The sequence below is a fragment of the Thermococcus litoralis DSM 5473 genome (genome assembly GCF_000246985.2).
Taxonomy (GTDB): Archaea; Methanobacteriota_B; Thermococci; order Thermococcales; family Thermococcaceae; genus Thermococcus_A; species Thermococcus_A litoralis.
The window spans coordinates 152,072-173,371 of sequence record NC_022084.1 but is presented as its reverse complement, the minus strand read 5'-3'; the positions used below and the strand labels follow the sequence as shown (position 1 = coordinate 173,371).

Annotated in this window: 25 protein-coding genes, 2 tRNA genes and 2 pseudogenes; 14 read left to right on the top strand and 15 right to left on the bottom strand. The window is 43.5% G+C overall.

The window, feature by feature from the left end:
- Positions 1–12: 12 nt before the first annotated feature.
- The 6 genes from OCC_RS00965 (at position 13) to OCC_RS00940 (ending at position 5,708) form a co-directional block, all read left to right on the top strand.
- Positions 13–2,310, top strand: a complete 2,298-nt coding sequence (locus OCC_RS00965) for a tetratricopeptide repeat protein (RefSeq protein WP_238565066.1) — start codon at positions 13–15, stop codon at positions 2,308–2,310.
- Between the two features lie 92 nt (positions 2,311–2,402).
- Positions 2,403–2,711, top strand: a complete 309-nt coding sequence (locus tag OCC_RS00960) for an antibiotic biosynthesis monooxygenase (RefSeq protein WP_004069674.1) — start codon at positions 2,403–2,405, stop codon at positions 2,709–2,711.
- Between the two features lie 75 nt (positions 2,712–2,786).
- Positions 2,787–3,359: an SMC-Scp complex subunit ScpB gene (scpB, locus tag OCC_RS00955; protein WP_004069673.1), complete on the top strand. Its 573-nt coding sequence runs from the start codon at positions 2,787–2,789 to the stop codon at positions 3,357–3,359.
- A 117-nt stretch (positions 3,360–3,476) separates the two neighbouring features.
- Positions 3,477–4,538 carry an OB-fold nucleic acid binding domain-containing protein gene (locus OCC_RS00950; protein WP_004069672.1) on the top strand — a complete coding sequence of 354 codons (1,062 nt, stop codon included), beginning with the start codon at positions 3,477–3,479 and terminating at the stop codon, positions 4,536–4,538.
- Between the two features lies 1 nt (position 4,539).
- Positions 4,540–4,908, top strand: a complete 369-nt coding sequence (locus OCC_RS00945) for a hypothetical protein (RefSeq protein WP_004069671.1) — start codon at positions 4,540–4,542, stop codon at positions 4,906–4,908.
- Positions 4,905–5,708 (top strand): OB-fold nucleic acid binding domain-containing protein, encoded by an 804-nt coding sequence (locus OCC_RS00940; RefSeq protein ID WP_004069669.1) that lies wholly within the window; start codon positions 4,905–4,907, stop codon positions 5,706–5,708. Before OCC_RS00945 ends, OCC_RS00940 begins: the two co-directional genes overlap by 4 nt.
- 31 nt (positions 5,709–5,739) lie before the next feature.
- Here OCC_RS00940 and OCC_RS00935 read toward each other — a convergent pair whose 3' ends face one another.
- From OCC_RS00935 to OCC_RS00925, 3 genes are read right to left on the bottom strand one after another with little or no spacing between them, the layout of a single operon-like run.
- On the bottom strand, positions 5,740–6,120 hold the full coding sequence (locus OCC_RS00935) for a hypothetical protein (RefSeq protein ID WP_004069667.1): 381 nt from the start codon (positions 6,118–6,120) through the stop codon (positions 5,740–5,742).
- A 4-nt stretch (positions 6,121–6,124) separates the two neighbouring features.
- Positions 6,125–6,964 (bottom strand): geranylgeranylglycerol-phosphate geranylgeranyltransferase, encoded by an 840-nt coding sequence (locus tag OCC_RS00930; protein ID WP_004069665.1) that lies wholly within the window; start codon positions 6,962–6,964, stop codon positions 6,125–6,127.
- A 47-nt stretch (positions 6,965–7,011) separates the two neighbouring features.
- Positions 7,012–8,085 (bottom strand): Clp1/GlmU family protein, encoded by a 1,074-nt coding sequence (locus OCC_RS00925; RefSeq protein ID WP_004069663.1) that lies wholly within the window; start codon positions 8,083–8,085, stop codon positions 7,012–7,014.
- Positions 8,086–8,237: 152 nt separating this feature from the next.
- Between OCC_RS00925 and OCC_RS00920 the strand changes: the two genes are divergently transcribed.
- Positions 8,238–8,702, top strand: a complete 465-nt coding sequence (locus OCC_RS00920; protein ID WP_004069661.1) for an Lrp/AsnC family transcriptional regulator — start codon at positions 8,238–8,240, stop codon at positions 8,700–8,702.
- Here OCC_RS00920 and engB read toward each other — a convergent pair.
- Entirely contained in the window at positions 8,662–9,246 is a 585-nt protein-coding gene (engB, locus tag OCC_RS00915) for a GTP-binding protein EngB (RefSeq protein ID WP_004069660.1), read from the bottom strand. The genes OCC_RS00920 and engB overlap by 41 nt on opposite strands.
- A gap of 70 nt (positions 9,247–9,316) precedes the next feature.
- Here engB and OCC_RS00910 point away from each other — a divergent pair, with 70 nt between their 5' ends.
- Positions 9,317–9,973, top strand: coding sequence for a hypothetical protein (locus OCC_RS00910; RefSeq protein ID WP_004069659.1), 657 nt, complete (start codon positions 9,317–9,319; stop codon positions 9,971–9,973).
- Here OCC_RS00910 and OCC_RS00905 read toward each other — a convergent pair.
- The 3 genes from OCC_RS00905 to OCC_RS00895 all read right to left on the bottom strand — a co-directional run bounded on the left by OCC_RS00905 (position 9,970) and on the right by OCC_RS00895 (position 11,018).
- Positions 9,970–10,140, bottom strand: coding sequence for a preprotein translocase subunit Sec61beta (locus tag OCC_RS00905; protein ID WP_004069658.1), 171 nt, complete (start codon positions 10,138–10,140; stop codon positions 9,970–9,972). The two genes, OCC_RS00910 and OCC_RS00905, sit on opposite strands and share 4 nt — an antisense overlap.
- Positions 10,141–10,212: 72 nt before the next feature.
- Entirely contained in the window at positions 10,213–10,590 is a 378-nt protein-coding gene (locus OCC_RS00900; RefSeq protein ID WP_020953581.1) for a hypothetical protein, read from the bottom strand.
- A gap of 50 nt (positions 10,591–10,640) precedes the next feature.
- Positions 10,641–11,018: a hypothetical protein gene (locus OCC_RS00895; protein WP_148290376.1), complete on the bottom strand. Its 378-nt coding sequence runs from the start codon at positions 11,016–11,018 to the stop codon at positions 10,641–10,643.
- A 76-nt stretch (positions 11,019–11,094) separates the two neighbouring features.
- On the opposite strand from OCC_RS00895, the pseudogene OCC_RS00890 reads away from it, so the two are divergent.
- Both OCC_RS00890 and cas6 read left to right on the top strand, forming a co-directional pair.
- Positions 11,095–12,422 (top strand): annotated as a pseudogene (locus tag OCC_RS00890) (RNA-guided endonuclease InsQ/TnpB family protein).
- Positions 12,423–12,554: 132 nt separating this feature from the next.
- Positions 12,555–13,292, top strand: a complete 738-nt coding sequence (cas6, locus tag OCC_RS00885) for a CRISPR-associated endoribonuclease Cas6 (RefSeq protein WP_004067543.1) — start codon at positions 12,555–12,557, stop codon at positions 13,290–13,292.
- Here the strand turns inward: cas6 and OCC_RS00880 are convergent.
- Positions 13,261–14,160 carry an MraY family glycosyltransferase gene (locus tag OCC_RS00880; RefSeq protein WP_004067545.1) on the bottom strand — a complete coding sequence of 300 codons (900 nt, stop codon included), beginning with the start codon at positions 14,158–14,160 and terminating at the stop codon, positions 13,261–13,263. The genes cas6 and OCC_RS00880 overlap by 32 nt on opposite strands.
- A 78-nt stretch (positions 14,161–14,238) precedes the next feature.
- Between OCC_RS00880 and OCC_RS00875 the strand changes: the two genes are divergently transcribed.
- Both OCC_RS00875 and OCC_RS00870 read left to right on the top strand, forming a co-directional pair.
- Complete coding sequence (locus OCC_RS00875) at positions 14,239–15,561, top strand: HAD-IA family hydrolase (RefSeq protein WP_004067547.1); 1,323 nt, start codon at positions 14,239–14,241, stop codon at positions 15,559–15,561.
- Positions 15,562–15,566: 5 nt separating this feature from the next.
- Positions 15,567–15,929 (top strand): DUF2304 domain-containing protein, encoded by a 363-nt coding sequence (locus OCC_RS00870; protein WP_004067550.1) that lies wholly within the window; start codon positions 15,567–15,569, stop codon positions 15,927–15,929.
- Here OCC_RS00870 and OCC_RS00865 read toward each other — a convergent pair.
- The 6 genes and pseudogenes from OCC_RS00865 to OCC_RS00840 form a co-directional block, all read right to left on the bottom strand.
- Positions 15,926–16,456 (bottom strand): deoxycytidylate deaminase, encoded by a 531-nt coding sequence (locus OCC_RS00865; protein ID WP_004067553.1) that lies wholly within the window; start codon positions 16,454–16,456, stop codon positions 15,926–15,928. The genes OCC_RS00870 and OCC_RS00865 overlap by 4 nt on opposite strands.
- Positions 16,457–16,503: 47 nt before the next feature.
- Positions 16,504–17,286 (bottom strand): M48 family metallopeptidase, encoded by a 783-nt coding sequence (locus OCC_RS00860; protein ID WP_004067555.1) that lies wholly within the window; start codon positions 17,284–17,286, stop codon positions 16,504–16,506.
- A 6-nt stretch (positions 17,287–17,292) separates the two neighbouring features.
- Positions 17,293–17,658: pseudogene (locus OCC_RS00855) on the bottom strand (BlaI/MecI/CopY family transcriptional regulator).
- A 96-nt stretch (positions 17,659–17,754) separates the two neighbouring features.
- A tRNA-Lys gene (locus OCC_RS00850) sits at positions 17,755–17,832 on the bottom strand.
- Between the two features lie 66 nt (positions 17,833–17,898).
- The gene (locus OCC_RS00845; protein ID WP_020953576.1) at positions 17,899–18,276 is read right to left on the bottom strand and encodes a hypothetical protein; all 378 of its coding nucleotides are present in this window, start codon (positions 18,274–18,276) and stop codon (positions 17,899–17,901) included.
- A 50-nt stretch (positions 18,277–18,326) separates the two neighbouring features.
- Positions 18,327–18,704, bottom strand: coding sequence for a hypothetical protein (locus OCC_RS00840; protein WP_148290374.1), 378 nt, complete (start codon positions 18,702–18,704; stop codon positions 18,327–18,329).
- 109 nt (positions 18,705–18,813) lie between these two features.
- Here OCC_RS00840 and OCC_RS00835 point away from each other — a divergent pair.
- Positions 18,814–18,901, top strand: a tRNA-Leu gene (locus tag OCC_RS00835).
- 90 nt (positions 18,902–18,991) lie between these two features.
- Here the strand turns inward: OCC_RS00835 and OCC_RS00830 are convergent.
- Positions 18,992–20,215 carry an aminotransferase-like domain-containing protein gene (locus OCC_RS00830; RefSeq protein ID WP_004066270.1) on the bottom strand — a complete coding sequence of 408 codons (1,224 nt, stop codon included), beginning with the start codon at positions 20,213–20,215 and terminating at the stop codon, positions 18,992–18,994.
- Between the two features lie 73 nt (positions 20,216–20,288).
- Between OCC_RS00830 and gyaR the strand changes: the two genes are divergently transcribed.
- Positions 20,289–21,284 carry a glyoxylate reductase gene (gyaR, locus tag OCC_RS00825; RefSeq protein ID WP_004066272.1) on the top strand — a complete coding sequence of 332 codons (996 nt, stop codon included), beginning with the start codon at positions 20,289–20,291 and terminating at the stop codon, positions 21,282–21,284.
- The last annotated feature ends 16 nt before the right edge of the window (positions 21,285–21,300 follow it).

The window sequence follows — 21,300 nt, the reverse complement described above, 5'->3', positions numbered from 1 at the left end:
TTCCATCTCAAGGTGGTCGAGGTGCCGCGAAAGAAGGAAAACGTGCCCTCGGTTTTGAAGCTCCTCTCCAGCGAGATCAACCTTGAGATACTCTCGGTGCTCCGCTCCGGCTCCTTCAACCCGAGGGAGCTCGCCAAAATCCTTGGGAAAAACGAGACCGATATTTCGAGAAGGTTGAAGGCCCTCGAAAGGGCCGGGCTGGTAGAGGGTAGGTGGATCCGTTTTGGAGATAAAAACGTGAGGAGATACTCCCTAAAAGTTGACGGGCTTAAGGTGAACTTCGAACCGGAGGGGATCAAGGTAGCGGCCGCGAGGGAGGAGGAGTATACTCCCACAGTAGTCAAGGAGGAAGCTCCAAGCGTCGAGGATTTCTTCGGGAGGGAAAGTGAACTCAAGCTTCTTAGTTCGGTGAAAGAGCCCATTCTAGTAATTTACGGGATGGCAGGCATAGGTAAGACCACCTTAGCGGCCAAAGCGTTTCCCGATGCTTTCTGGTATCCTGTGAGGGAAGGCGATGGCTTCGAGTACTTTACTTGGCAGGTCGGCCTTTATCTAAACCGCCTCGGTTACCCAGATCTCATCGAGTACCTGAGAGCTGGAAACATTGAGGAGAGGGAAGTATTCGAAATAATCCTCAGGGGTCTTGAGAAGACCGGGGCAGTAATAGTTGTTGACGACTTCCACAGGTGCAGGGACGAGAGGCTTGGGAGGTTCATAGCTTTTCTCGCCGAGAAAATGAAAACCGGAAAGGTGGTGGTTCTCTCCCGGGAAAAGCCTAGGTTCGGTGTGAGGGGAGTTTTTTACCTCAAACTGGACGGGCTTGACGTTGAAAGTTCCTATGAACTGCTGACCGCCAAGGGGGGAAGCGTGAATATTGAAGATTTTGCCGAGGTATACCGGCTCACGAGGGGCCATCCCCTAGCTCTGATCCTCTTCTCCCAGGCGTATCCAGGGAGCGTGGATGCCGCGGCGGAGAACTTCTTTGAATTCCTCCTTGAGGAGGTCTATGAGAGGTTGAGCGATGAAGAAAAGCTCCTCCTTCAGATTATATCTCTCTTTGGCGAACCACTTGAGTACGAAGCGTTTAAAAGGCTCTATGGGGAGAAATCGCTCTTTCCCGTTCTTCACTCCCTCCTCAGGAAGGGTCTTGTGGAGAGGAGGAGTGATCTGTACTTCATCCACGATCTCGTAAGGGGCTTCGTCGAGAGGATTCGGGAAGTTGATGAGGAAAAGTATTACAGGAAATACGTTGAGTACCTGATGGGGAAGAACGAGGAGGGGGCCTTCATACGGGCCTTTGAATACGCGCTCCGGCTTGGGGATGAGGAATTGATAAAGAGGCTCGTGGAGCTGAGGCTCAGGAAGTTCAAGAGACTCGTGAGGAGCTTTAAGGGGCCCTATCTCAAGGTGCTCTCCGCGGGGAGAGGAAACCCCTACGTTGACCTTGAGCTTGGTCACCTCTACTTCCAGAACGGCTTCTTCGAGAAGGCCCTTGAAACCTGGCTCGGGGTAAAGGGCAAAGTTGAGGGAATATTCAAAGCCGACGTGCTTACCTCCATAGCTGACGCGTACATGGAGACGGAGAGGCTGGATGAGGCGGAGAGGTATCTCATGGAGCTGAAAAAGATTGCAGAGGGCTCCAGCGACCCGGAGATAAGGCTCTGGTACTACATGATGCTCACCAAGTTCTATTACTACAGAGAAGAACCGGAGAAAGCTATGGAGAGCGCCTTCATGGAGCTGAAGATACTGAGGGATATGGGTGGCAACCCCGAGCTGGAGTCCATAGTCCTTCTCCACATCGGCGACATAAACTCCTGGATGGGAAGGCCAGAAGAGGCGTTGAAGTACTACACCGAAGCGATAGAGGTGGCGAGGCTTCACGGCCTCTCCTTCTTCGAGAATTTGGCCCACATGGAGCTGGCAAAGGTTTACTACCACCTTGGAGACTATGCAAAGGCCGTCCAGCACTCCAGCAGGGCCGTTGAGTACTTCAGGAGGATGAGGAACTACCGGAGGGCAGTCGATTCTCTTGGCTACCGCTGTGTGTCCTTCATAGGGGCCAGAGAGCTAGAAAAGGCGGAGGAGGACGCCAAGGAAATGATAATGATGGGCCAGAGCTCGAACTATCCTCTGACGTGGGCGGGATACATCTTCCTTGCCGTGGTAAAGAACCTGAGAGGTGAACCTTGGGAGGAGTACCTAGCCCTCGGGAGGGAAAAGATGGGAGATAACAGATATCTCTATGAGGCAGTTCTGGAGGAGCTGAGCAGGGTCTTTGACGTCTCGACCTTCAAGGAGAAAGGGTAGTAAACCATGGCAATGATTTGTTTCCCACCGGAGGTAGCGCTCCCTAAACACAAGAGTTATATCCCTCCGGACGAATCCATGCTGGTGATTCTATGGCTATTATGAGGCTGTGGCACGGGCGCGTGCCGAGAGAGAAGGGAGACGCCTACGAGCGCTTTTTGATAGAGCGGGCGGTTCCTGACTACAGTTCCGTCGAGGGGCTTTTGAAGCTCTACTTCACGAGGAGGGACGAGGAGAACGAAACCCACTTCCTGCTCGTGACGATATGGGATTCATGGGAGTCCATCAAGAAGTTCGCGGGCGAAAACCCTGAACTGGCCAAATACTACCCGGAGGACGACGAGTTCCTGCTTGAGAAGGAGAAGTACGTCCAGCACTACGAGATATTCTATGAAAGGTAATGAGGGATGCGAAAGCGATATAAAACAGAAAAGACAATAATGGGTTAATCCGAAAACTGTCCTTAGGTGATGATTATGGGATTAATAGAGGATAAGGCCTTGGTGGAGGCTGCCCTGTTTGTTGCGGGACGACCTTTAAGCCTTAAAGAGCTATCCAAAGCCCTTGGAATTAAATCTCTCGACTATCTCGAAAAGCTTATTGAACTTATAGCGGCTGAATATGCCGAGAGGAAAAGTGCCATAGAAGTTGTAAGGGTTCTCGGTGATAAATATGTGATGCAGGTTAAACAAGAATACTCCCAAAGGGTTATTCATCTCATGCCAAGGCCGGATCTAAGAACTGGAGAGCTCAAAACTCTCGCTTTAATAGCTTATCTACAGCCAATAGAGCAGAGCAAACTGGTAAAGCTCAGGGGGAGCCAAGCTTATGAACACATAAAACGCCTGTTGGAAATGGGTCTTATCTATGCAGAGCCTTATGAGAGGACTAAAATCCTTGGAACAACCCAGAAGTTTGCAGAGCTTTACGGATTCCCAGAAAACGACCCTTTGATAATAAAGGAAGCCTTCAAAAAGGTTGTTCATGCTGAATATTCCGACTTAATAGCAAAAATAGAGAAGCAACAAGAAGAGAAAAACGTGGAGTAGTAATTTCTTATACCCCTCGTTTTTCTTTTTCTGCACTATGAAGAAATTTTAAGGGCCTATTAAAGATTCAAAAACTTTAAATACCTGCTCTGCGAATTACTATTCAGGTGAGTGTATATGACGGTTATAACGAAAGAGGAGATTGTGGATAGGATAAGGAAAAAAACGGGTATGAGCCTAAAGGAAATAGAGCATAAAATCAAGGAGATAGCTCAGACTAATGAAATCTCTGAACACGCAGCCGCACTTCTTTTGGCAGAACAGCTTGGAGTAGAAACCGAGGAGGAAGAGCCTGCTCTGATCCATATTGCCGATTTAGTTCCTGGAATGAGGAACATAAACGTAGTTGGTAGAGTTTTGCGCAAGTATCCTGTTAGAGAATACACTAAGAAGGATGGCTCAACAGGAAGGGTTGCTGCTCTTTTAATCTACGACAACACTGGAAGGGCAAGGGTTGTTTTGTGGGATTCCGAGATCGCAAAGTATTATAATGAGATTCAGCCCGGTACAGTTGTCAAAATTATAAACGCGGATGTGAGAGAAAGTCTTAGAGGTCTTCCGGAGCTTCATGTTAACTTCAGGAGCAGAGTTATAATAAATCCCGAAGATCCAAGGGTTAAGGAAATCCCACCAATTGAGGAGGTTAGGAGCTACAACTACACGAGAAAAAACATAGGGGACTTGATGGGTGGAGAAAAGTTCGTCGAAGTTAGGGGTACAATAGCGAAGCTTTACAGGGTTATAGCCTACGATGCATGTCCTCAATGTAGGAAAAAGGTTGATTACGATCCGGCAACGGAGACATGGGTGTGTATAGAGCACGGTGAGGTTAAACCTATAAAAGCCACTATACTGGACTTTGGTCTCGATGACTCAACAGGCTACATAAGGGTTACCCTCTTTGGGGACGATGTAGTGGAGATTCTTGGGGCTGAGCCGGAGGATATTAGCGAGAAGCTTAAAGAGCTTGTAAACACTGGCCTAACTATGAGGGAAGCCGGAAGAAAGCTTGCAGAAGAAGAGTTCTACCATGTTCTCGGAAAAGAGATAATCGTCAGGGGGAACGTCGTTGAGGACAGATTCTTGGGGCTTATATTGAAAGCATCTTCATGGGATGAGGTTGAGTACGAAAAAGAAATTGAAAGAGTCAGGAGAGAGCTCTTGAAGGAGGTAGAGTGAGATGGAAGAAGTTCCTCAAATTAGGAGAAGAAAACCTGCGGTTGAAAAGAAAATTGCAGAGATAACTCCGGAAGATGTTAGAGTCTCATTGATCGGCAAGGTTGTTAAAGTTGACAAAATAGACTATATCTTTTGGCTTGATGACGGAACTGGAGTTATAGCCATTGAATGTGAGGAGAACATCTTGCCAAAAATTGGACAAACGGTTAGGGTAATTGGAAGGGTCATTAGGAACGAAAAGGTTCACATATATGGGGAGGTTGTTCAAGATTTCAGCAATGTAAATCTCGAATACCTTGAGGAGATTCAAGAACTAGAGAAGAAACTCTTACCTAAACTTGAAAACGCTCTTGTGTGGTGGTTAGAATGAAAAAGAGATTACCTTCAACAAGGGTCTACATAAAAGACATTCTAGAGGGATTTTATGTTAAGGGCGAGGGGGATTTCGAACCAAATTACCTTATCACAAAGGATGCAAGAAAAGTATATAGGGCAAAGATAGTGGGAACAGTGGTTAGAGAGCCCATAATTGCGGAAGATGAAACTTATGGAAAGTTCCAAGTAGATGATGGAACCGGAGTAATATGGGTTCTTGGATTTAGAGACGACACTAAGTTTGCCCGCTTGGTAAAGAGAGGAGACATGGTTCAATTGATTGGAAAGATAGCCGAGTGGAGAGATGACAAACAAATACTCGTTGAGGGAGTTAGCAAAGTCGACCCTAATATGTGGATACTGCACCGATACGAGGCACTTAAAGACAAGGTTGAGCACATTAAAAAAGCCAGAACAGCGTTTGAGATATACAACACCTATGGAATTACCGCAAAGGCCAAGGTTATCGCAAAGAACAAGGGAATAAGTGAAGATTTGCTCACTACAATAGATGAGCTTTACGGCATAATAATGGAGCAAAAAGCCGAAGAGGCTGCTTTTGAGGAGGAATTGTTTGAGGAGGAATCTGCAGAAGTTAGTAAGGAACTTGAAGAGGTCAAGAAGGCTGTGTTGGAGATACTTAGGTCAAAGGGAACTGCAGTTTCATTGAAGTTCATCCAGAGAAAACTTCAAGATAAATACGATCCAGAGACAATTGAGGATGCAGTTAGAGCTCTCCTTGCAGAAGGAGAAATTTTTGAGCCTGAAGTCGGCTATTATCAAATACTCGAGTAGCCTCTTTCTTTTTAAATTTTAAAAAAGAAGGTCAGTATTGCTCTCTCATTGTCCTAATTACCGGATCGTAAATTAGGGTTGAAGTTATTCCATCTATAAGTCTGTAGAACTCGTTTTTGCCTCTCTCTAGATCCATGCTCTCTATCTTTAAAAGCTCGCACTTGCTCCCTAGTATCCACCTTCCAAGCACAATCTTTTCCCTTCCATCTTGCTCGATATCTATCCTTATAACGCCGTAAGGAATATCCGCAGTCCACCAGTTAGCTTTAAACATAACCTGCCATCCAAGTTCTTCTAAAACACTTGCAAGCCTGTCCATAGTTTCTCCAGGGCCATAGGGGGTTTTGAAGGTGATGACCATCCACAACTCCTTATCGGATAATTTATCTTTGATTTGCTCCTTGAATTCCATATTCTCACACCTCCTTTGTCAGTGAGCCTAACAAGAAGCTGAACACCGCCAAATAAATGGCGAGTTTTAACTTCCGTTGAACTTTCCCAGCGGTAATTGGGGAGGGGTCTTTTAAAATTTCGTATGATGAAAATAAAATTATCCCGTCTACAACTATTATCGGAAGGTATCCAAGACCAATTCCGGCTTTTACGGGTAAGAATGAAGCGATTACAGTTGCAATGCTAAATAGAACACCAAGTTTTGATGCTTTTTCAACTCCCCAAACGATAGGGAGGGTTTTGGCTCCATGGGCTTTATCCCCTTCAACATCCTCCACATCCTTGAATATCTCCCTTGCGACGTTCACTAAAAACGCACAGAGGGCAAGATATCCGGCAAGGCCAATTTTACCTACAGCAATAGCCCCGTAAAGAGGAGTAGCTCCAGTAAGGGTTGCTACTGCTAGATTCCCAACAAGTGGTGTGGGTTTGAGTCTCCAAGCGTAGAGGTACATCAGTAGATATGCTCCAAAGGCAAAGAAAAATGCCCACAGATTAAGCATATAAGCTATAAAAAGTCCTAAAGCAGATAAGCATAGTCCATAAACGAGGGCGACTTTTCTTGAGAGTGCTCCTCGGGGAAGTGGTCTGTTGGGTCGATTGATTTTGTCAATCTCATAATCAAAATAATCGTTGATTATATTGCCCCAGCTGCACCCTAAGAATACCACAAGAAAAATCATCAAGCTTTTTTCATAGCTGGGAAGATTGCCTAATGCTACAGTAGCGCCCAAAATTCCAACTAAACCTGCTACAACACAGTTAGCTGGCCTTAGAATTTCCAAGAATCCCTTGAGTTCCATTAGGCACACCTAATATTAAAATGGTAGAGCGGTTAAAAAACCTTTCTCTAAAGGGCATCCCTGTGTAAAAGCCCAAGTTCTTCTCCGTCTTCCCGAACTCTAATTCTCCCAAACCTTATTTCGACGGCGTTTTTAATTTCATTTTCATTTAAAGGAGTTAGCACATGGGCTTTAAGCTCTTTGAAGTTTATCAGCTTCAGAATTCCAAGTCCCAGGCAAAAACCATCTTTGTCTATAAAACCAATAAGGAGGTTACTCAAGTTTTCTAGATCCACTGCGTTCATGGCATTTTTATCAAAATTTCTTGGGAAACTCCCGATATCAGCCTTTACAACAAAATACCTGCTGGCAATTTTTCTCCCATGGAAAATAAGCCACCTAAATAGACTCTCCAGGAGACCTTTCTCTTCTTCACTTATTTCTTTTCCCTGAAACATCAAAGTACCGCTGATGTAAAACTTTCGAAGGTCTAGAATGTATTCACTGGAGTTTTCAAAGTACTTTTTCCACTTTTCTTTTCTTATTTGCCTTCTTTCTTCCCTTGTATGAAGCTTTGCGTTTTCACTGATCGCTAGCCGAATTACTCTTGTTTTGTTTTCAAAAGGCCTGAGGATGTCCTCAAGCTCGTCTTTTCTCTGTAAAGCAAGTACCAGATCAGGCTTAACCATCTCTATTTTCATTCTTTTTAACTCAACTCCCGAACCATGAACTAGACCGGTAGTGTCTATTATAACGATGTCAGCTCTTCGTTTCATAGCCTCATTCACAAGGAGCTTAACTCCAGTTACCATCTCTCCAAAAAACTGATTTGGTGTTATTGTACCTACAAAATAGTGCTTTACAGGTTTTATTTCTTCCATTGTTGTGAAAATGCTGTCAGGAAACCCAAGACTTATGAGAGCAGGAGGCAAAATGCCCTTTTGACCAACGTCGCTGTCCACAATCGCCACTCTAAATCCTTGAGAGAGAAGTTCATTGGCTAGAAACACAGTTAGAGTTGTTTTCCCACTGTCGACCCCACCCAATATCATAATCTTGAGGGGCTTTTTCTCTTCTTGAATGATCTTGAGGACTTCATTTCTATCTTCTGGAACTTCCTGTGTGTATTTGGCCTTATTCATGATTGAAAGTAAAAAGGAAACAATTAAAAAGTTAACCCCAGAGTCTATGGGGGACTAAGTAGCGGAATCAATTTACAAAGACCAAAAGATTTATTAAACTATTAAACCTAATAGTTTGTGATTGCAAAATAAACAAAATGAGGTGGTAAAAAATGAATACCGAAGCTACACTTACATCAAGACAAGTAGAATTGCTCAAAAAGCTTTACAAAGAGGGAAAAACCATAGAGGTACACACTGTTGAAAAAACTCAAGATGAGATAGCCGAGGAATTGGGAATAACAAGACAGGCTTTAAGCAATCATCTCAAGACCCTCAAGGAGCTCGGATACATAAGAACGGGTAGAGGGTTTATAGATCTCACCGACAAAGCGTTGGAGTTTCTGGGTGAAAAGAAAGGAGATGTATTCATTTTTGTCAGAATTGAACCCACAAAAAGAAAATCCGTTTACGATGCAATCAAAAAGCTCAAAGTTAAGCGCGTTTACAGGGTTACTGGAGATATAGACCTTATTGTTGAAGCAGATAAAACCAGACTTGATGAGATACTTGAAGAAATAGCCTCTCTCGATGGAGTTAGGGAGACAATCGCCCACGTTGTTCTCGAGACTCTTTGATCTTTTCTTCTATCAATTTTCTAAGCTGGTCTAAATTTGTCCCAAATTTTGCAGAGATTGGAATAAAAGTATCCTTGTAATCTTCCCACGTCCCATTGAGCCCAAATTTCTCTATGAGACGATTTATGGTTGCATTTAAGTTTTTCACTTTGTCCATCTTGTTGACTGCAACTATGGTTGGTATGTTAAGTTCTTGAAGAAACTGGAAGAACTCGACATCGATGGGTATCTCTCCCCTTTTCTCCCACCGCTCAATGATTTCAAGGGCACTTTTTCCATCTACAACCAAAACCGCAAGCTCAATTTTATCGGCGTTGTCTTCTATAAAGTGCACTATTTCAGTTTTTATCTTTTCTTGAACATGTTTTGGTACTCCACTCATAAATCCAAAACCCGGCATGTCAACTATCGTTTTCCCTCGCCATCCTATCTCTATTGGTTTTCTCGTTACACCCGGCCTCTTGCCTCTCTTAACGTACTTTCCAGTAAGCCTAAATATCAGCGTGCTTTTCCCAACATTTGACCGTCCAACAAAGATTATCATTGACTCTCACCTTTTGACCTCGGAAAGGCTTAAGTAGAGTAACTTCAAAAATCTTTCTTAGGTGAGTGCCATGGAGAACCAACAGGGGAACCAGCTTGTTAATAAGTTTGTTGTTTCATTGACCGATGGACAGATACTTGGTTATGTGACCGACATTAATGTGGAAGTTGATCACGACCAGTTTTATTTTATTCTAAAAATCAAGCCCCTGGAGAACATAAGCAAGAGCGGTGAACTCCAGCCCGGCATGTTCTCAAGTGAAAGAAAGATAAAGATCAAGCCCACCGACATTGTCAGCGTTGGCCCGGATGTCATAATCCTCGGAAACGGTCAGGTTCCACCAATAAGGGAGATAGAGAGGCTCCACAACATAGCTTCGGAATACAACGCTTTGGTGAAAGAGCTGGAGCACAAAGAAAAGGTTATTGCAGAGCTTAAGGAGGAAAACTCAAAGCTGATTAAACAGATTGACGAACTTACCAGAGAGGTAAAGAGGCTTCAGGTTCTCAAAGAGGACTTTGAACACTTAAAAGAACAGCTTATAAAGCAAGAAGGACAGCTTGAGATGGCGAAAGAGTATATAAAGCTCCTAGAAGGGTTAAGGCATGATATAGACCAGATAAAAGCAGACGTCGAGACTCTCATAAAGGGATACATCGAGGACGTGATTAGAAAAATAGTGAATGAAGAGTTAAACGCAAGGGGCTTAAAGAAAACTCTCCTCTAGCCAAATATTTGATGACCAAACACATTAAGCAGTATCTCAATAGCCACAAATATCAATACTATTGCTATTGCCCCTTTGGGGCTTATTTTTATTGCCCTTGTGTCTTCGTCAAAGAATCTCATCAAACCCGCACCGGTTGGAGGGAGAGTTGTTTTTTCCTTGGCCATTGTATCACCTCTTGTTGAGAAGATGAGCATAAAGCATATAAAAAAGTTTTTGTTGAAGGGGCGTGTTTAGTTTCACCCCCTGTTATTTAAACAGTATTTGACTCTGAGGAGGATTTTCAGACCATAACACATTACCCCAAGCAAAATTCGGGTTACAGTAGTCTTTTTCAGAAAACAGGGGATCCTACTGCCAAACCAAGTTGTAAACGCACCCCAGAACCCCTCATGAGGATTCCTATGCCCGTACTCTTCTTCAGAAAACACTCTGTCTCTCCTCTTACTACCAAAACCACCTGGAGGGTTCTTAGTTTTCTTAACAATCGGCCGATAACCCTTTTCCACCACAGTGTTCAGAACTTTCTTTGAATCATAAGCCCCATCAGCATAAAAATTCCCAGAACCCTCCGGCAGGAGTTCAATCAGCTCGTTCTCAGAAGTTGTGATCTTCACAGCAACCGGATACAGTAAACCCGGCAGGATTCTCGTTATTGCCTGAACTTCTATTCTGTCCTTTTTTTATTTGTGATAATGGTTGAGTCTGCTTGAGTGCTGGCGTAGGGTAATTTCTGGAGTTTTTTCAGGAGGTGGTTTGTCAGTTCTTCGAGGTTCAGCTTTTTCTCCCAGTTGTGGAGGGTTGAGTAGTGAATGTTTGCTCCGAAGAATTTTCTGCCGTAGTGCTGGGCGTCTCTGAGGGGTAGGTTGTAGTATTGTTTAAAGAGGAGTATTGCCAGTATTGTTTTTACTGGAAATTTTTTGGATTTTGGCAGGTTCTTCAGCTTTCCTTCTGATTCGAAGTCTGCTAAAATGTCAAGGATTGTGAATGCCACGCTTTCAGGGTCTTTGAGTCTGTGATCCCATCTGGGGATCACGGCAACCACCTGAAAGAATTCAGCAAAAACCCCAATAAAAGTTACTATAAACACGCCCCTATTTGAGAGGCTGAATTTCCGAATACTGCATCCCCGCCCTGAAGGGCGAGGCTTTCAGAAGAGAAAAGTAAAACTCCAGCCCTCAAAAGAGCAAGAAAAAGCACTCAAAGAGTTAGCCCTAATCAGCTCTAAAGCTTGGAACAAAGTAAACTACCTCCGCAGGCAGGAATTCTTTGAGGGAAAGCCCGTCGATTTTCTCAAAACCGAGAAAATAGTCTATAAAGAGTTTAAATCCGAAATAGGCTCGGCAACAGTCCAGCAAATTTGCAGGAAGAACGCCGAAAGCTGGCGTTCATTCTTCTCCCTAATCAAAAAGAAGAAGGAACTTCCAAAGTGGTTCAAGCCAAAACCACCGAACTACTTGAAAGATAATGGAAAAAGGAAACCATTAATAATCCTCAGAAACGACCAATACAAAATTGAGGGAAGCAAACTAATCCTCAAAGGCCTCGGAAAGTTCAAAAAATTGGAAGTTCAGTTCAAGGGAAGAATACACTTGAAGGGCAAGCAGGGAAGGTTAGAGATTGTTTATGATAACGTGAAGAGAAAATGGTATGCTCACATTAGTTATACGGTAGAAGAGAGAAAGAATGACAAAGGATGGGTGAGAGTTCCAAGACAACCCTTGGGCAACCTCTCCGCTGGAATAGACCTTGGAATAAACAACCTAATGGCCGTTTACGTTGAAAACGGGGAGAGTTTTCTCGTGAATGGAAGACCGCTGAAAAGCATTGCCTTCTACTGGAGGAAGAGGATTGCCGAGTATCAGTCTAAAATCAACAAGTCGGGATGTAAAAAGAGCAGAAAGCTCACTAGAATGCATCAAAAGGCTAAGCTCCAAGCCAAACACTACATTAATACTGCCGTTAGGCAAACTATTGAGAGGCTCTACCAGAGGGGCGTCTCCAGAATAATTGTCGGTTATCCAAAGGGCATCAGTAGGAATTCTGATAAGGGTAGGAAGCAGAATTATCTTCTTTCCCACGTCTGGCAGTTTAACTACATTATTAAGCGTCTAAAAGAAGTTGCTGAGGAGTATGGTATTCGTGTTTTGGTGGTTGATGAGGCTTTTACTTCAAAAACCTGCCCTGTCTGCGGGAAGCCCCACGAAGGGGCGAGGTTTGTTCGTGGATTATTTAAGTGTCCCGCAACGGGGGTTATCTTCAATGCAGACCTCGTTGGAGCGTTTAATATTTTAAAAAAGGTTGTGAAAACGATAACCCCGAGCCTCTCGGGTTTGTCGGGAGGTAGGGGTAATTGGGGGAAGGCCCTCCCAGAGGGGTTTGAGGAACCTGTTTCAGTTTGGGTCTGAATGAGACCCCTCAAACCTTCCCGCCGTTGGCGAGGGGTTAGCTCGTTGGAACCCTCGTCGTTCACGGCGGGGAGGAGGTCAGGTTTTTAGAAAATAAGCAAGAGGACAATCTGCATTCGAAATTCTTATTAACATCAAAGGCAAAGATATTATTTAGAGCGGAGGGTTAGTTAATGAGAATTGAAATCAAACTTAAACCTGAAAATAAGAATGCTATAGTGCCCTTTAATTACAACGATGAAATTCATGACCAGCTGCTTGAAAAGATTTTCCTTGCGGCGCCAGATTTAGCTGAGGTGCTTCAAACGGAGTATAAGGATTGCTTCACCTTTTCCAGGATAATGATTAGAGAGAGGGAGATTATTCCCGATAAAGGAATTAAAGTGCTCTCGGATGATATATCCCTCTACGTTTCATCTTCTCTCACCGAAATCATAAAGGCAATTGCAGAGGGGTTTATCTCGAATCCTATCCTAAAGGTGGGAGAAGCGACGTTCTCCATGGCCGACATAAAAATACTCCGGGAGCCAAAGATAAGGGATGGGACGCTTTTTTCAACGTTAAGTCCCATAGTTGTCAGGACAGCCAAGTTTGAAGACAATAAGGTCAAGATATGGGATCTTTATCCAAACAACGAAGGATTCCAAGACAAACTCAGGAAAATAATGCTTACAAAGTTTTCAGAGATAAATGGCAGACTCCCAGAGGATACCAACTTTCACCTTGATGTCATAAAATTCAAACCCGTGAGAATAAAGGTTGGTAAGACGTATTACAGAGGCTCTCTGATGGTTTTCCGGTATTATGGGTCGAAGGAGATAGCAAAGTTTGGATACGAAAACGGCTTTGGAGACAAAACCAGCTATGGTTTCGGGATGGTCAAAGTAATTGATGAAGAAGAAGGACAATAATGCCCAAGACTGTTTCTATCCCCCAAACCATGGCAACGAGCTGAGGCTCTTTTACTTTCTTTATTCTCATCAGCAAACCCAGAAAGCTTAAGTAAGGCGGGGCTTTTAAAGTTCCATCCTCCAAAACCTCTGTCCTTCCCAAAGGTCTGCCTTTAAATCGTATTTTTGACTTGAGGAGGAAGTCCACAAAATGGGGTAGTAGCAAAAACGCTGCAAATACTTCAACTTTACCTAAAATGCCAACCAGTCCTATCAATGCCCCAAGGGACAACGTTCCAGTGTCCCCGGGGAAGATTCTAGCGGGGTACCTATTCCACCACAAAAATCCAAAGGCTACAGCACTTCCTGTCAATGCCAAAATTTGGGCATTTCCAGAGGTTATCAACCCCAAAAAGAAGAGGGCTATAGCGGAAGTCCCCACCTCCAGCCCATTGAATCCCGCTAGGAGGTTCACCAGATTTGCAGAACCAGTTATGAAGAGTACTGCAAAGAGATAGTAGAGTAAGCCCAGTTCAAAGGAAGCCACCAGAATATCCAGATCAGTATTTATGGATATCGAGATTACTATTGAGGAGACCAGCAAAGATAACAGAACTTTATGAGACTGTCTAAGCTGAGTTATGTCATCTATTATACCTATAATCCCAAAGAGAAGAAATATCAGAAGAGCCTTTGCGAGAGTTTCATTTAGAAGAGACACAAGACTTAGAGGCAATACGAGTAAAAGAACAATGCCTCCCATTTCTGGAACCTCGGGTTTACCTAGCTTATGAATATCTCTTCCAACTATGCCGGCTTTTCTCATTAACGAACCGATGTAGGGGGTAAAAAGAAGGGAAAGAATAAAACCCACAACAGGCGTTATCATTATAACCACCCAAACTAAATTAAGCAAGGACTTAATAACTCTTCCGCTACTATAAGAAATGTCACAGGGTGAAAAAGCATGGACATCCAGCTAGTTGTCTTCGATCTCGATGGAACCCTTGTGGGTGCGCCAATGGACTTTGCAGAAGTAAAGGAGAGATTAAGAGAGAGGCTTGAGAAGGAGGGAATATCAAAGGAGCTCATCGGTGATTTGACGCCTATGTATGAAACTCTGCTCAAGATATCCCAAATTACGGGTATGGATTTTGAATATCTGCATTCATTCCTCGTTGAACTGGAAGTAGAAAGGGCTAAGGACAGCTATTTGTTCGAAGGTTCCAGAGAGTTGCTAGAGCTTTTAAAAGAAAATGGGATAAAAATTGCCCTGATGACTAGGAGCTCTAGAAAGGCCACAGAATATGTGCTAAAAAAACATGATATTGAGGAATTTTTTGACCTTGTAGTTACCAGGGATGATGTACCTCCAGAAGACGTTAAGCCAAATCCCGGCCATTTAAAGACAATACTAGAGCATTTTAATGTTCCACCAACAAAAGTAGTTGTAGTGGGAGATCATGGATATGACCTGCTCCCGGCAAAAGAACTAAGGTGTCTGAGTGTACTTATAACCTCCAACGAAAGCGGAAGAATGAGCTTTAAAATCGAAGAAGATGCAAACTTTGAAGTAATGAACGTCAAAGAGGCGATTGAACTCTTCAAGCGATTGCTCAAGACATACGTTGTTGTACCGGCGTACAATGAAGAGAAAACAATAGGTAACGTCCTGCGGGATTTGCTCCAGTATTTCAGAGGAGAAGAGATTGTGGTCGTAAATGACGGGAGCAGAGACAGAACTAGAGAATTGGCTCAAGAAAAAGGCGTGGTAGTGTTAACGCACCTCGTAAACAGAGGGCTTGGGGGAGCATTGGGGACAGGGATAAGGTATGCCCTCCTTAAAGGAGCTGAATTGATACTAACCTTCGATGCAGATGGCCAGCATTTAGTTGATGATGCCCTAAGAGTAATGAAGCCAGTTGCAGAAGGGAAGGCAGATTTTGCCGTGGGCTCGAGGTTGAAAGGGGACGTAAGTGAAATGCCTTTTGTAAAACGCTTTGGAAATTTTGTTCTTGACTTTATAACGGCAGTGTTTGCTAAAAAATACGTTTCCGATTCCCAAAGCGGATTGCGATGCTTGAATAGAGAATGTGCATCCAAAATAAAAATCACATGCGATAGATACGCTGTTTCAAGTGAAATAATAATCGAAGCCTCAAAGAACGGATGCAGAATAGTTGAAGTACCCATAAAAGCGGTTTATACCGAATATTCCAAAAAGAAAGGGACCAATATTTTAGAGGGCGTAAAAATAGCTTTTAACTTGCTGTTAGATAGGATGAGGTGATAAAAATGTATGCCGTACAATACATCGCCGTTATTATTATCCTGGCACTTATGGTATACGTACTTGGAAAATACGGGAGAAAAGAGCTTGACTGGCAGGATCTGGTGTTCTGGGAAGCTTTGCTCCTCATAATGCTGATAATTTCCCTGAAACCGGTGGAGATTTCCTTAACAATAAAAAACATACTCGGGTTTGGAAGGGGTCTAGATGCATTGTTTGTGGTCTCTATAGGCCTCAGCTACCTGCTGTTGTTTAGGCTTTACATCGCAATAGACAAAGCCGAAAGGGAAATAACCGAGCTAACACGTCAGATCGCAATAGAATTCCAGGAAATCAAGGAAATGCTAGAAAAACTAGAAAGGGATTAGTCATCTCCAAAAAGCTCTTCCAGGAATGCCTTAACCCTCTCCTTGGGGACTTTAAACTGTCTTATTTTCACAATCCCTTTCTCTTGGGCTTCTTTCAGCAAAATCTCAGTTGCCTTGTTTGGATACATCTCCTCGTAAACTATCTCCCTAACTCCCGCATTCACCAGTAACTTAAAGCAGACATCGCATGGAAAGTGGGTAACGTAAAGTGTGGCCCCTTCAAGGCTTATCCCCTTTCTAGCCGCCATTGCTATGACGTTCTGTTCTGCATGAACCGCTCTATGACAGTGATCATCAACTATTAAGCAACCCACATCTATACAGTGATCCATATTCCTCGGGGCACCATTATAGCCTGTCGCTAAAATGTAGCTGTCTTTTACGGCAACTGCTCCAACCCTAAGTCTAGGGCATGTGGCCCTTAGACTCACGAGCTTTGCAATGAGCATGAAGTATTCATCTTTCGTGGGACGTATTTTCTTTATATGCTCTGCTCGCTCTTTATCTAGAACTATTTCTACCTCCATAGTACCACCTAATAAAAAAGAAGCTACAAGCTTAAAAGAATTTTTGATCAGTTGAAAATCCTTCCCCTGAGGGTCATAGCTTCAACTTCTGCCATAATCTTCCATATCCTCTCTTCATAGCTTGGGTGTGTCTCAAAGAACGATTTTTGATAAGGTCTTTCTATTTTTGGCTCTATAGAAGGCAGCGCAGATTCCTTAACTTCGATCCTTAAGTCCTCGTAGTACTTAAGTTCTTCAAGGGCTCTTTTTAGAGCCAATGGAACAGGTATTAAGCGCAATGCCGTTTCATCAGCTTTAAATTCTCTCTGTTTTAAATAATCAGACCTACGAACCTCGTAAAGGAGGTAAAATATGAAGGAAGCCAATAAAACCAAAGTGTTTCTGGAGATTAGGAAATTCAAAAGAGTTATAGCAAACATAAGGTATCTCCCATAAGAGATGAGCGGGAAGAGGACAGTATCTCCGTTTTTTATATGGCCTATCTCATGGGCCGCAACTGCAAGGATTTCTTCTTCATCGAGAACCTCAAATAGACCCATAGAAAGCACAACCGAATTTCTAAAAGAGTAAGCATTGGGTATATAGTCATCCAGCAGATAAATTTCGGGAGTTGCTATCCCAGCCTTATTTGCCATCCTCATTATTCCATCGTAGAGCCATGGGAGGTCTTCATAGGAAAGCTTTCTTTGTTTCTTATTTAAGGAGCTCTTAATAGTCCACAGGTACAGTCCAGCAAGAATAAGAAATACCCCAACTACGAATAACAGGCCTAGTTTTCCCAAGTACAAAATTGTAATCAACACCTGGGCGAGGAATATAAGTTTAAGCATCTGTTATCACTTCTTTATCTTTGAGAGGTACGCAACGGTTGCCTCCTTAAAATTACTCATGAGGGCATTCAAAATGCTCTCTACAACTTTCTTCTCAAACTCCTCTTTGCTTGTAGCCACACTGTAAACGTATCTCATTCATCCTCTTCCCGTATCCACACTTCTCTTTAATAGCCCTCTTTCACAGAGCCTGTTCATTAGTATACTAACTGTAGAACGTCTTAAGTTCTCATGCTTATCTTTTAGATATTCATAAACCTCTCCAGCCGTTGCAACTTTCACCTTCCACATATACTCCATTATCTCGGCTTCCATTGGAGGTAGAACTGCTCTTAAACCGTCTTCATTTATCTTGAATTCATGAGGCTGCATTGAACATCTCCTCCGATCTATCCACTACCTAGTTTAATTAACCCGGCATCATACATAAATTTTTTGGAACATGAACTCCATGTAGAAGAGCCTATTTGGCGGGCCGGGGGGGATTTGAACCCCCGACCTGCGGATTAAGAGTCCGCCGCTCTAACCATGCTAAGCTACCGGCCCACGCCCAATCCAATAAGGATTGAAGGCTATTTATAAACCTTTCGGTTAAAGGGGGCGTGTTTAGTTTCACCCCCTGTTATTTAAACAGTATTTGACTCTGAGGAGGATTTTCAGACCATAACACATTACCCCAAGCAAAATTCGGGTTACAGTAGTCTTTTTCAGAAAACAGGGGATCCTACTGCCAAACCACGTTGTAAACGCACCCCAGAACCCCTCATGAGGATTCCTATGCCTGTACTCTTCTTCAGAAAACACTCTATCTCTCTTCTTACTACCAAAACCACCTGGAGGGTTCTTAGTTTTCTTAACAATCGGCCGATAACCCTTTTCCACCACAGTGTTCAGAACTTTCTTTGAATCATAAGCCCCATCAGCATAAAAATTCCCAGAACCCTCCGGCAGGAGTTCAATCAGCTCGTTCTCAGAAGTTGTGATCTTCACAGCAACCGGATACAGTAAACCCGGCAGGATTCTCGTTATTGCCTGAACTTCTATTCTGTCCTTTTTTTATTTGTGATAATGGTTGAGTCTGCTTGAGTGCTGGCGTAGGGTAATTTCTGGAGTTTTTTCAGGAGGTGGTTTGTCAGTTCTTCGAGGTTCAGCTTTTTCTCCCAGTTGTGGAGGGTTGAGTAGTGAATGTTTGCTCCGAAGAATTTTCTGCCGTAGTGCTGGGCGTCTCTGAGGGGTAGGTTGTAGTATTGTTTAAAGAGGAGTATTGCCAGTATTGTTTTTACTGGAAATTTTTTGGATTTTGGCAGGTTCTTCAGCTTTCCTTCTGATTCGAAGTCTGCTAAAACGTCGAGGATTATGAATGCCACGCTTTCAGGGTCTTTGAGTTTGTGATCCCATCTGGGGATCACGACAACCACCTGAAAGAATTCAGCAAAAACCCTAATAAAGGTTACTATAAACACGCCCCGGTTAAAGGGGACAGAAAAATTTATAAACAAACTAAGAAGACAAATAAACGGCGCTCTTGCGGGGGTTGCCGAGCCTGGTCAAAGGCGCGGGATTGAGGGTCCCGTCCCGTAGGGGTTCCGGGGTTCAAATCCCCGCCCCCGCACCAAAAAGAACTTTTCTGAGTGCATTAAAAACAAACTAACCTTCTCTCCATCGAGAATGTGATGGCCCAGAAGAAAATGTAAAAACAAAGAATTCACTCGCCAAACTTTTCCTTATAAAGCTTAGCAAGTTTCTTGATTCCTATTGGAATTTCTTCCTTGCTTGGCCTTGAGAAGTTAAGCCTTATAGCATTCTTTCCAGACTCGTCTGTGTAGAAAGGCTTTCCTGGAACTACCACAACTCCCTCCCTTTCCATGAGCTCGTTGGCAAATGAGATGCCATCTGCTCCCTCTGGAAGGAAAAACATAACAAACATTCCCGCTATTGGCTTTGTAAATTCTGCATTTGGCAAGTGATTTTCAAGAGCCTTCAGCATGATGTCCCTCTTCTCTTTATAACCGAGCAGTGCTCCTTCCAAGTGATACTTCTCAAAATAGCCCCTCTTTAAGTATTCTAGGGCAATGTATTGGGAAATAGCTGGAGCACAGAAGTCAATTGGCTGTTTCTGCATGAGAACTTTTTTGAGGATTTCTCCCTCTGCTATTATCCATCCAATTCTGAATCCTGTTCCAAGGACTTTGCTGAGCGTTCCCGCCACGATAACTCTTCCTTCATTGTCCAAAGCCTTTAAGGGGACTATATCCCCTCCTTCATATCTCATGAAATTATAAGCAGTGTCCTCAATTATTAGGAGGTCGTATTTAGAGGCAATCTCAAGTAGTGCCTTTCTCCGTTCCATGCTCATAGTGACGCCCATTGGATTCTGACCAGTCGGGATGGTGTAGATCAGCTTAACTTTCTGTCCTTTAGCTTTAAGCTCCTTTATTTTCTCCTCCAACAGATCAACCCTCATCCCATCGTTATCAACTGGAACCCCCTCAATTTTGGCTCCCAACTGTTCAAATGCCAATAATGTGTTTATGTACGATGGGTTCTCTGTTATCACGACATCTCCAGGGTCTATCAAAACCCTTCCAAGAAGATCCAATGCTCCCGTTCCTCCTATTGTAATAACAATGTTTTCTGGAGAAACTTCTAAATGGTCGTATTTTTTCAAGAATGCTGCCAGCTCTTCCCTAAGCTCCGGGATTCCATTTGCCGGAGTATACATAACGGATTTTGGTTCCTTTTCAAGAACTTCTTTTGCTATTTCCCCAAGAACAGCTCTTGGAATTAACTCCGGATCTGGATCTCCAGCTGCGAGAGAAATTAGCTTTACCCCTTTCTTTTGGAGTTCTGAAGCCTTTTTCATCACATCAGCCAAAGCTGAGCCCTTAATCCAATTCGCCCTTCCGGCTAGGTATTTTGTGTAATCCATTCAACATCACCATTAACTAATCTTCATAAAGATATTTATACGTTTTGACCATTATCTTAGAAGGGGAAATACCATGAAGCCCAAGGTGTTTATAACACGACAAATTCCGGAAAATGGAATTAAGATGATTGAGAAATTCTATGAAATAGAACTCTGGAAAGATCCGAAGGCACCTCCACGGGGAGTGCTTCTAGAGAAAGTCAGAGAGGTTGATGCCTTAGTGACCCTTGTAACGGACAAAGTAGATAAAGAACTACTGGAAAACGCTCCAAAGTTAAAAATAATAGCCCAATATGCAGTCGGCTATGATAACATAGACATAGAAGAGGCTACAAAAAGGGGAATATACGTTACAAACACTCCCGGAGTCCTTACGGATGCAACGGCTGACCTTGCATTTGCCCTTCTTCTAGCAGTTGCGAGGAGAATTGTAGAGGCTGATGCCTTTGTGAGGAGTGGCGAATGGAAGAAAAGCGAAGTCGGCTGGCATCCTCTAATGTTTCTAGGATATGGATTGAAAGGAAAGACTTTAGGGATAGTGGGCTTTGGAAGAATCGGCCAGGCCCTCGCAAAGAGAGCCAAAGGGTTCGGGATGAAAATCATCTATTACTCAAGAACACGTAAACCTGAAGCAGAAGAAGAGATTGGCGCAGAGTATGTGGATTTTGAAACCCTTTTGAAAGAGAGCGACTTTATAAGCCTTCACGTTCCCCTAACCAAAGAGACCTACCACATGATAGGAGAGAAGGAGCTCAAGCTTATGAAACCCAACGCAATCCTAATAAACACATCTAGAGGGGCAGTTGTCGATACTAATGCCCTAATCAAAGCATTAAAAGAAGGGTGGATTGCTGGAGCAGGCTTGGATGTATTTGAAGAAGAACCCTACTATAACGAGGAGCTTTTCAAGTTGAAGAACGTTGTTTTAGCTCCCCACATAGGCAGCGCAACTCATGAAGCACGAGAAGGCATGGCGGAGCTGGTTGCAAAGAACCTAATAGCATTTGCCAAAGGTGAAATCCCACCGAACCTTGTCAACAAAGATGTTCTGACATCCTCCCCGCCGTGAACGGCGAGGGTTCGGC

Bases quoted from the DNA above. Each gene is read 5' to 3' on its own strand.
- OCC_RS00960 (WP_004069674.1), top strand. From the start codon at position 2,403: ATGGCTATTATGAGGCTGTGGCACGGGCGCGTGCCGAGAGAGAAGGGA.
- scpB (WP_004069673.1), top strand. From the start codon at position 2,787: ATGGGATTAATAGAGGATAAGGCCTTGGTGGAGGCTGCCCTGTTTGTT.
- OCC_RS00950 (WP_004069672.1), top strand. From the start codon at position 3,477: ATGACGGTTATAACGAAAGAGGAGATTGTGGATAGGATAAGGAAAAAA.
- OCC_RS00945 (WP_004069671.1), top strand. From the start codon at position 4,540: ATGGAAGAAGTTCCTCAAATTAGGAGAAGAAAACCTGCGGTTGAAAAG.
- OCC_RS00940 (WP_004069669.1), top strand. From the start codon at position 4,905: ATGAAAAAGAGATTACCTTCAACAAGGGTCTACATAAAAGACATTCTA.
- OCC_RS00935 (WP_004069667.1), bottom strand. From the start codon at position 6,120: ATGGAATTCAAGGAGCAAATCAAAGATAAATTATCCGATAAGGAGTTG.
- OCC_RS00930 (WP_004069665.1), bottom strand. From the start codon at position 6,964: ATGGAACTCAAGGGATTCTTGGAAATTCTAAGGCCAGCTAACTGTGTT.
- OCC_RS00925 (WP_004069663.1), bottom strand. From the start codon at position 8,085: ATGAATAAGGCCAAATACACACAGGAAGTTCCAGAAGATAGAAATGAA.
- OCC_RS00920 (WP_004069661.1), top strand. From the start codon at position 8,238: ATGAATACCGAAGCTACACTTACATCAAGACAAGTAGAATTGCTCAAA.
- engB (WP_004069660.1), bottom strand. From the start codon at position 9,246: ATGATAATCTTTGTTGGACGGTCAAATGTTGGGAAAAGCACGCTGATA.
- OCC_RS00910 (WP_004069659.1), top strand. From the start codon at position 9,317: ATGGAGAACCAACAGGGGAACCAGCTTGTTAATAAGTTTGTTGTTTCA.
- OCC_RS00905 (WP_004069658.1), bottom strand. From the start codon at position 10,140: ATGGCCAAGGAAAAAACAACTCTCCCTCCAACCGGTGCGGGTTTGATG.
- cas6 (WP_004067543.1), top strand. From the start codon at position 12,555: ATGAGAATTGAAATCAAACTTAAACCTGAAAATAAGAATGCTATAGTG.
- OCC_RS00880 (WP_004067545.1), bottom strand. From the start codon at position 14,160: ATGATAACGCCTGTTGTGGGTTTTATTCTTTCCCTTCTTTTTACCCCC.
- OCC_RS00875 (WP_004067547.1), top strand. From the start codon at position 14,239: ATGGACATCCAGCTAGTTGTCTTCGATCTCGATGGAACCCTTGTGGGT.
- OCC_RS00870 (WP_004067550.1), top strand. From the start codon at position 15,567: ATGTATGCCGTACAATACATCGCCGTTATTATTATCCTGGCACTTATG.
- OCC_RS00865 (WP_004067553.1), bottom strand. From the start codon at position 16,456: ATGGAGGTAGAAATAGTTCTAGATAAAGAGCGAGCAGAGCATATAAAG.
- OCC_RS00860 (WP_004067555.1), bottom strand. From the start codon at position 17,286: ATGCTTAAACTTATATTCCTCGCCCAGGTGTTGATTACAATTTTGTAC.
- OCC_RS00830 (WP_004066270.1), bottom strand. From the start codon at position 20,215: ATGGATTACACAAAATACCTAGCCGGAAGGGCGAATTGGATTAAGGGC.
- gyaR (WP_004066272.1), top strand. From the start codon at position 20,289: ATGAAGCCCAAGGTGTTTATAACACGACAAATTCCGGAAAATGGAATT.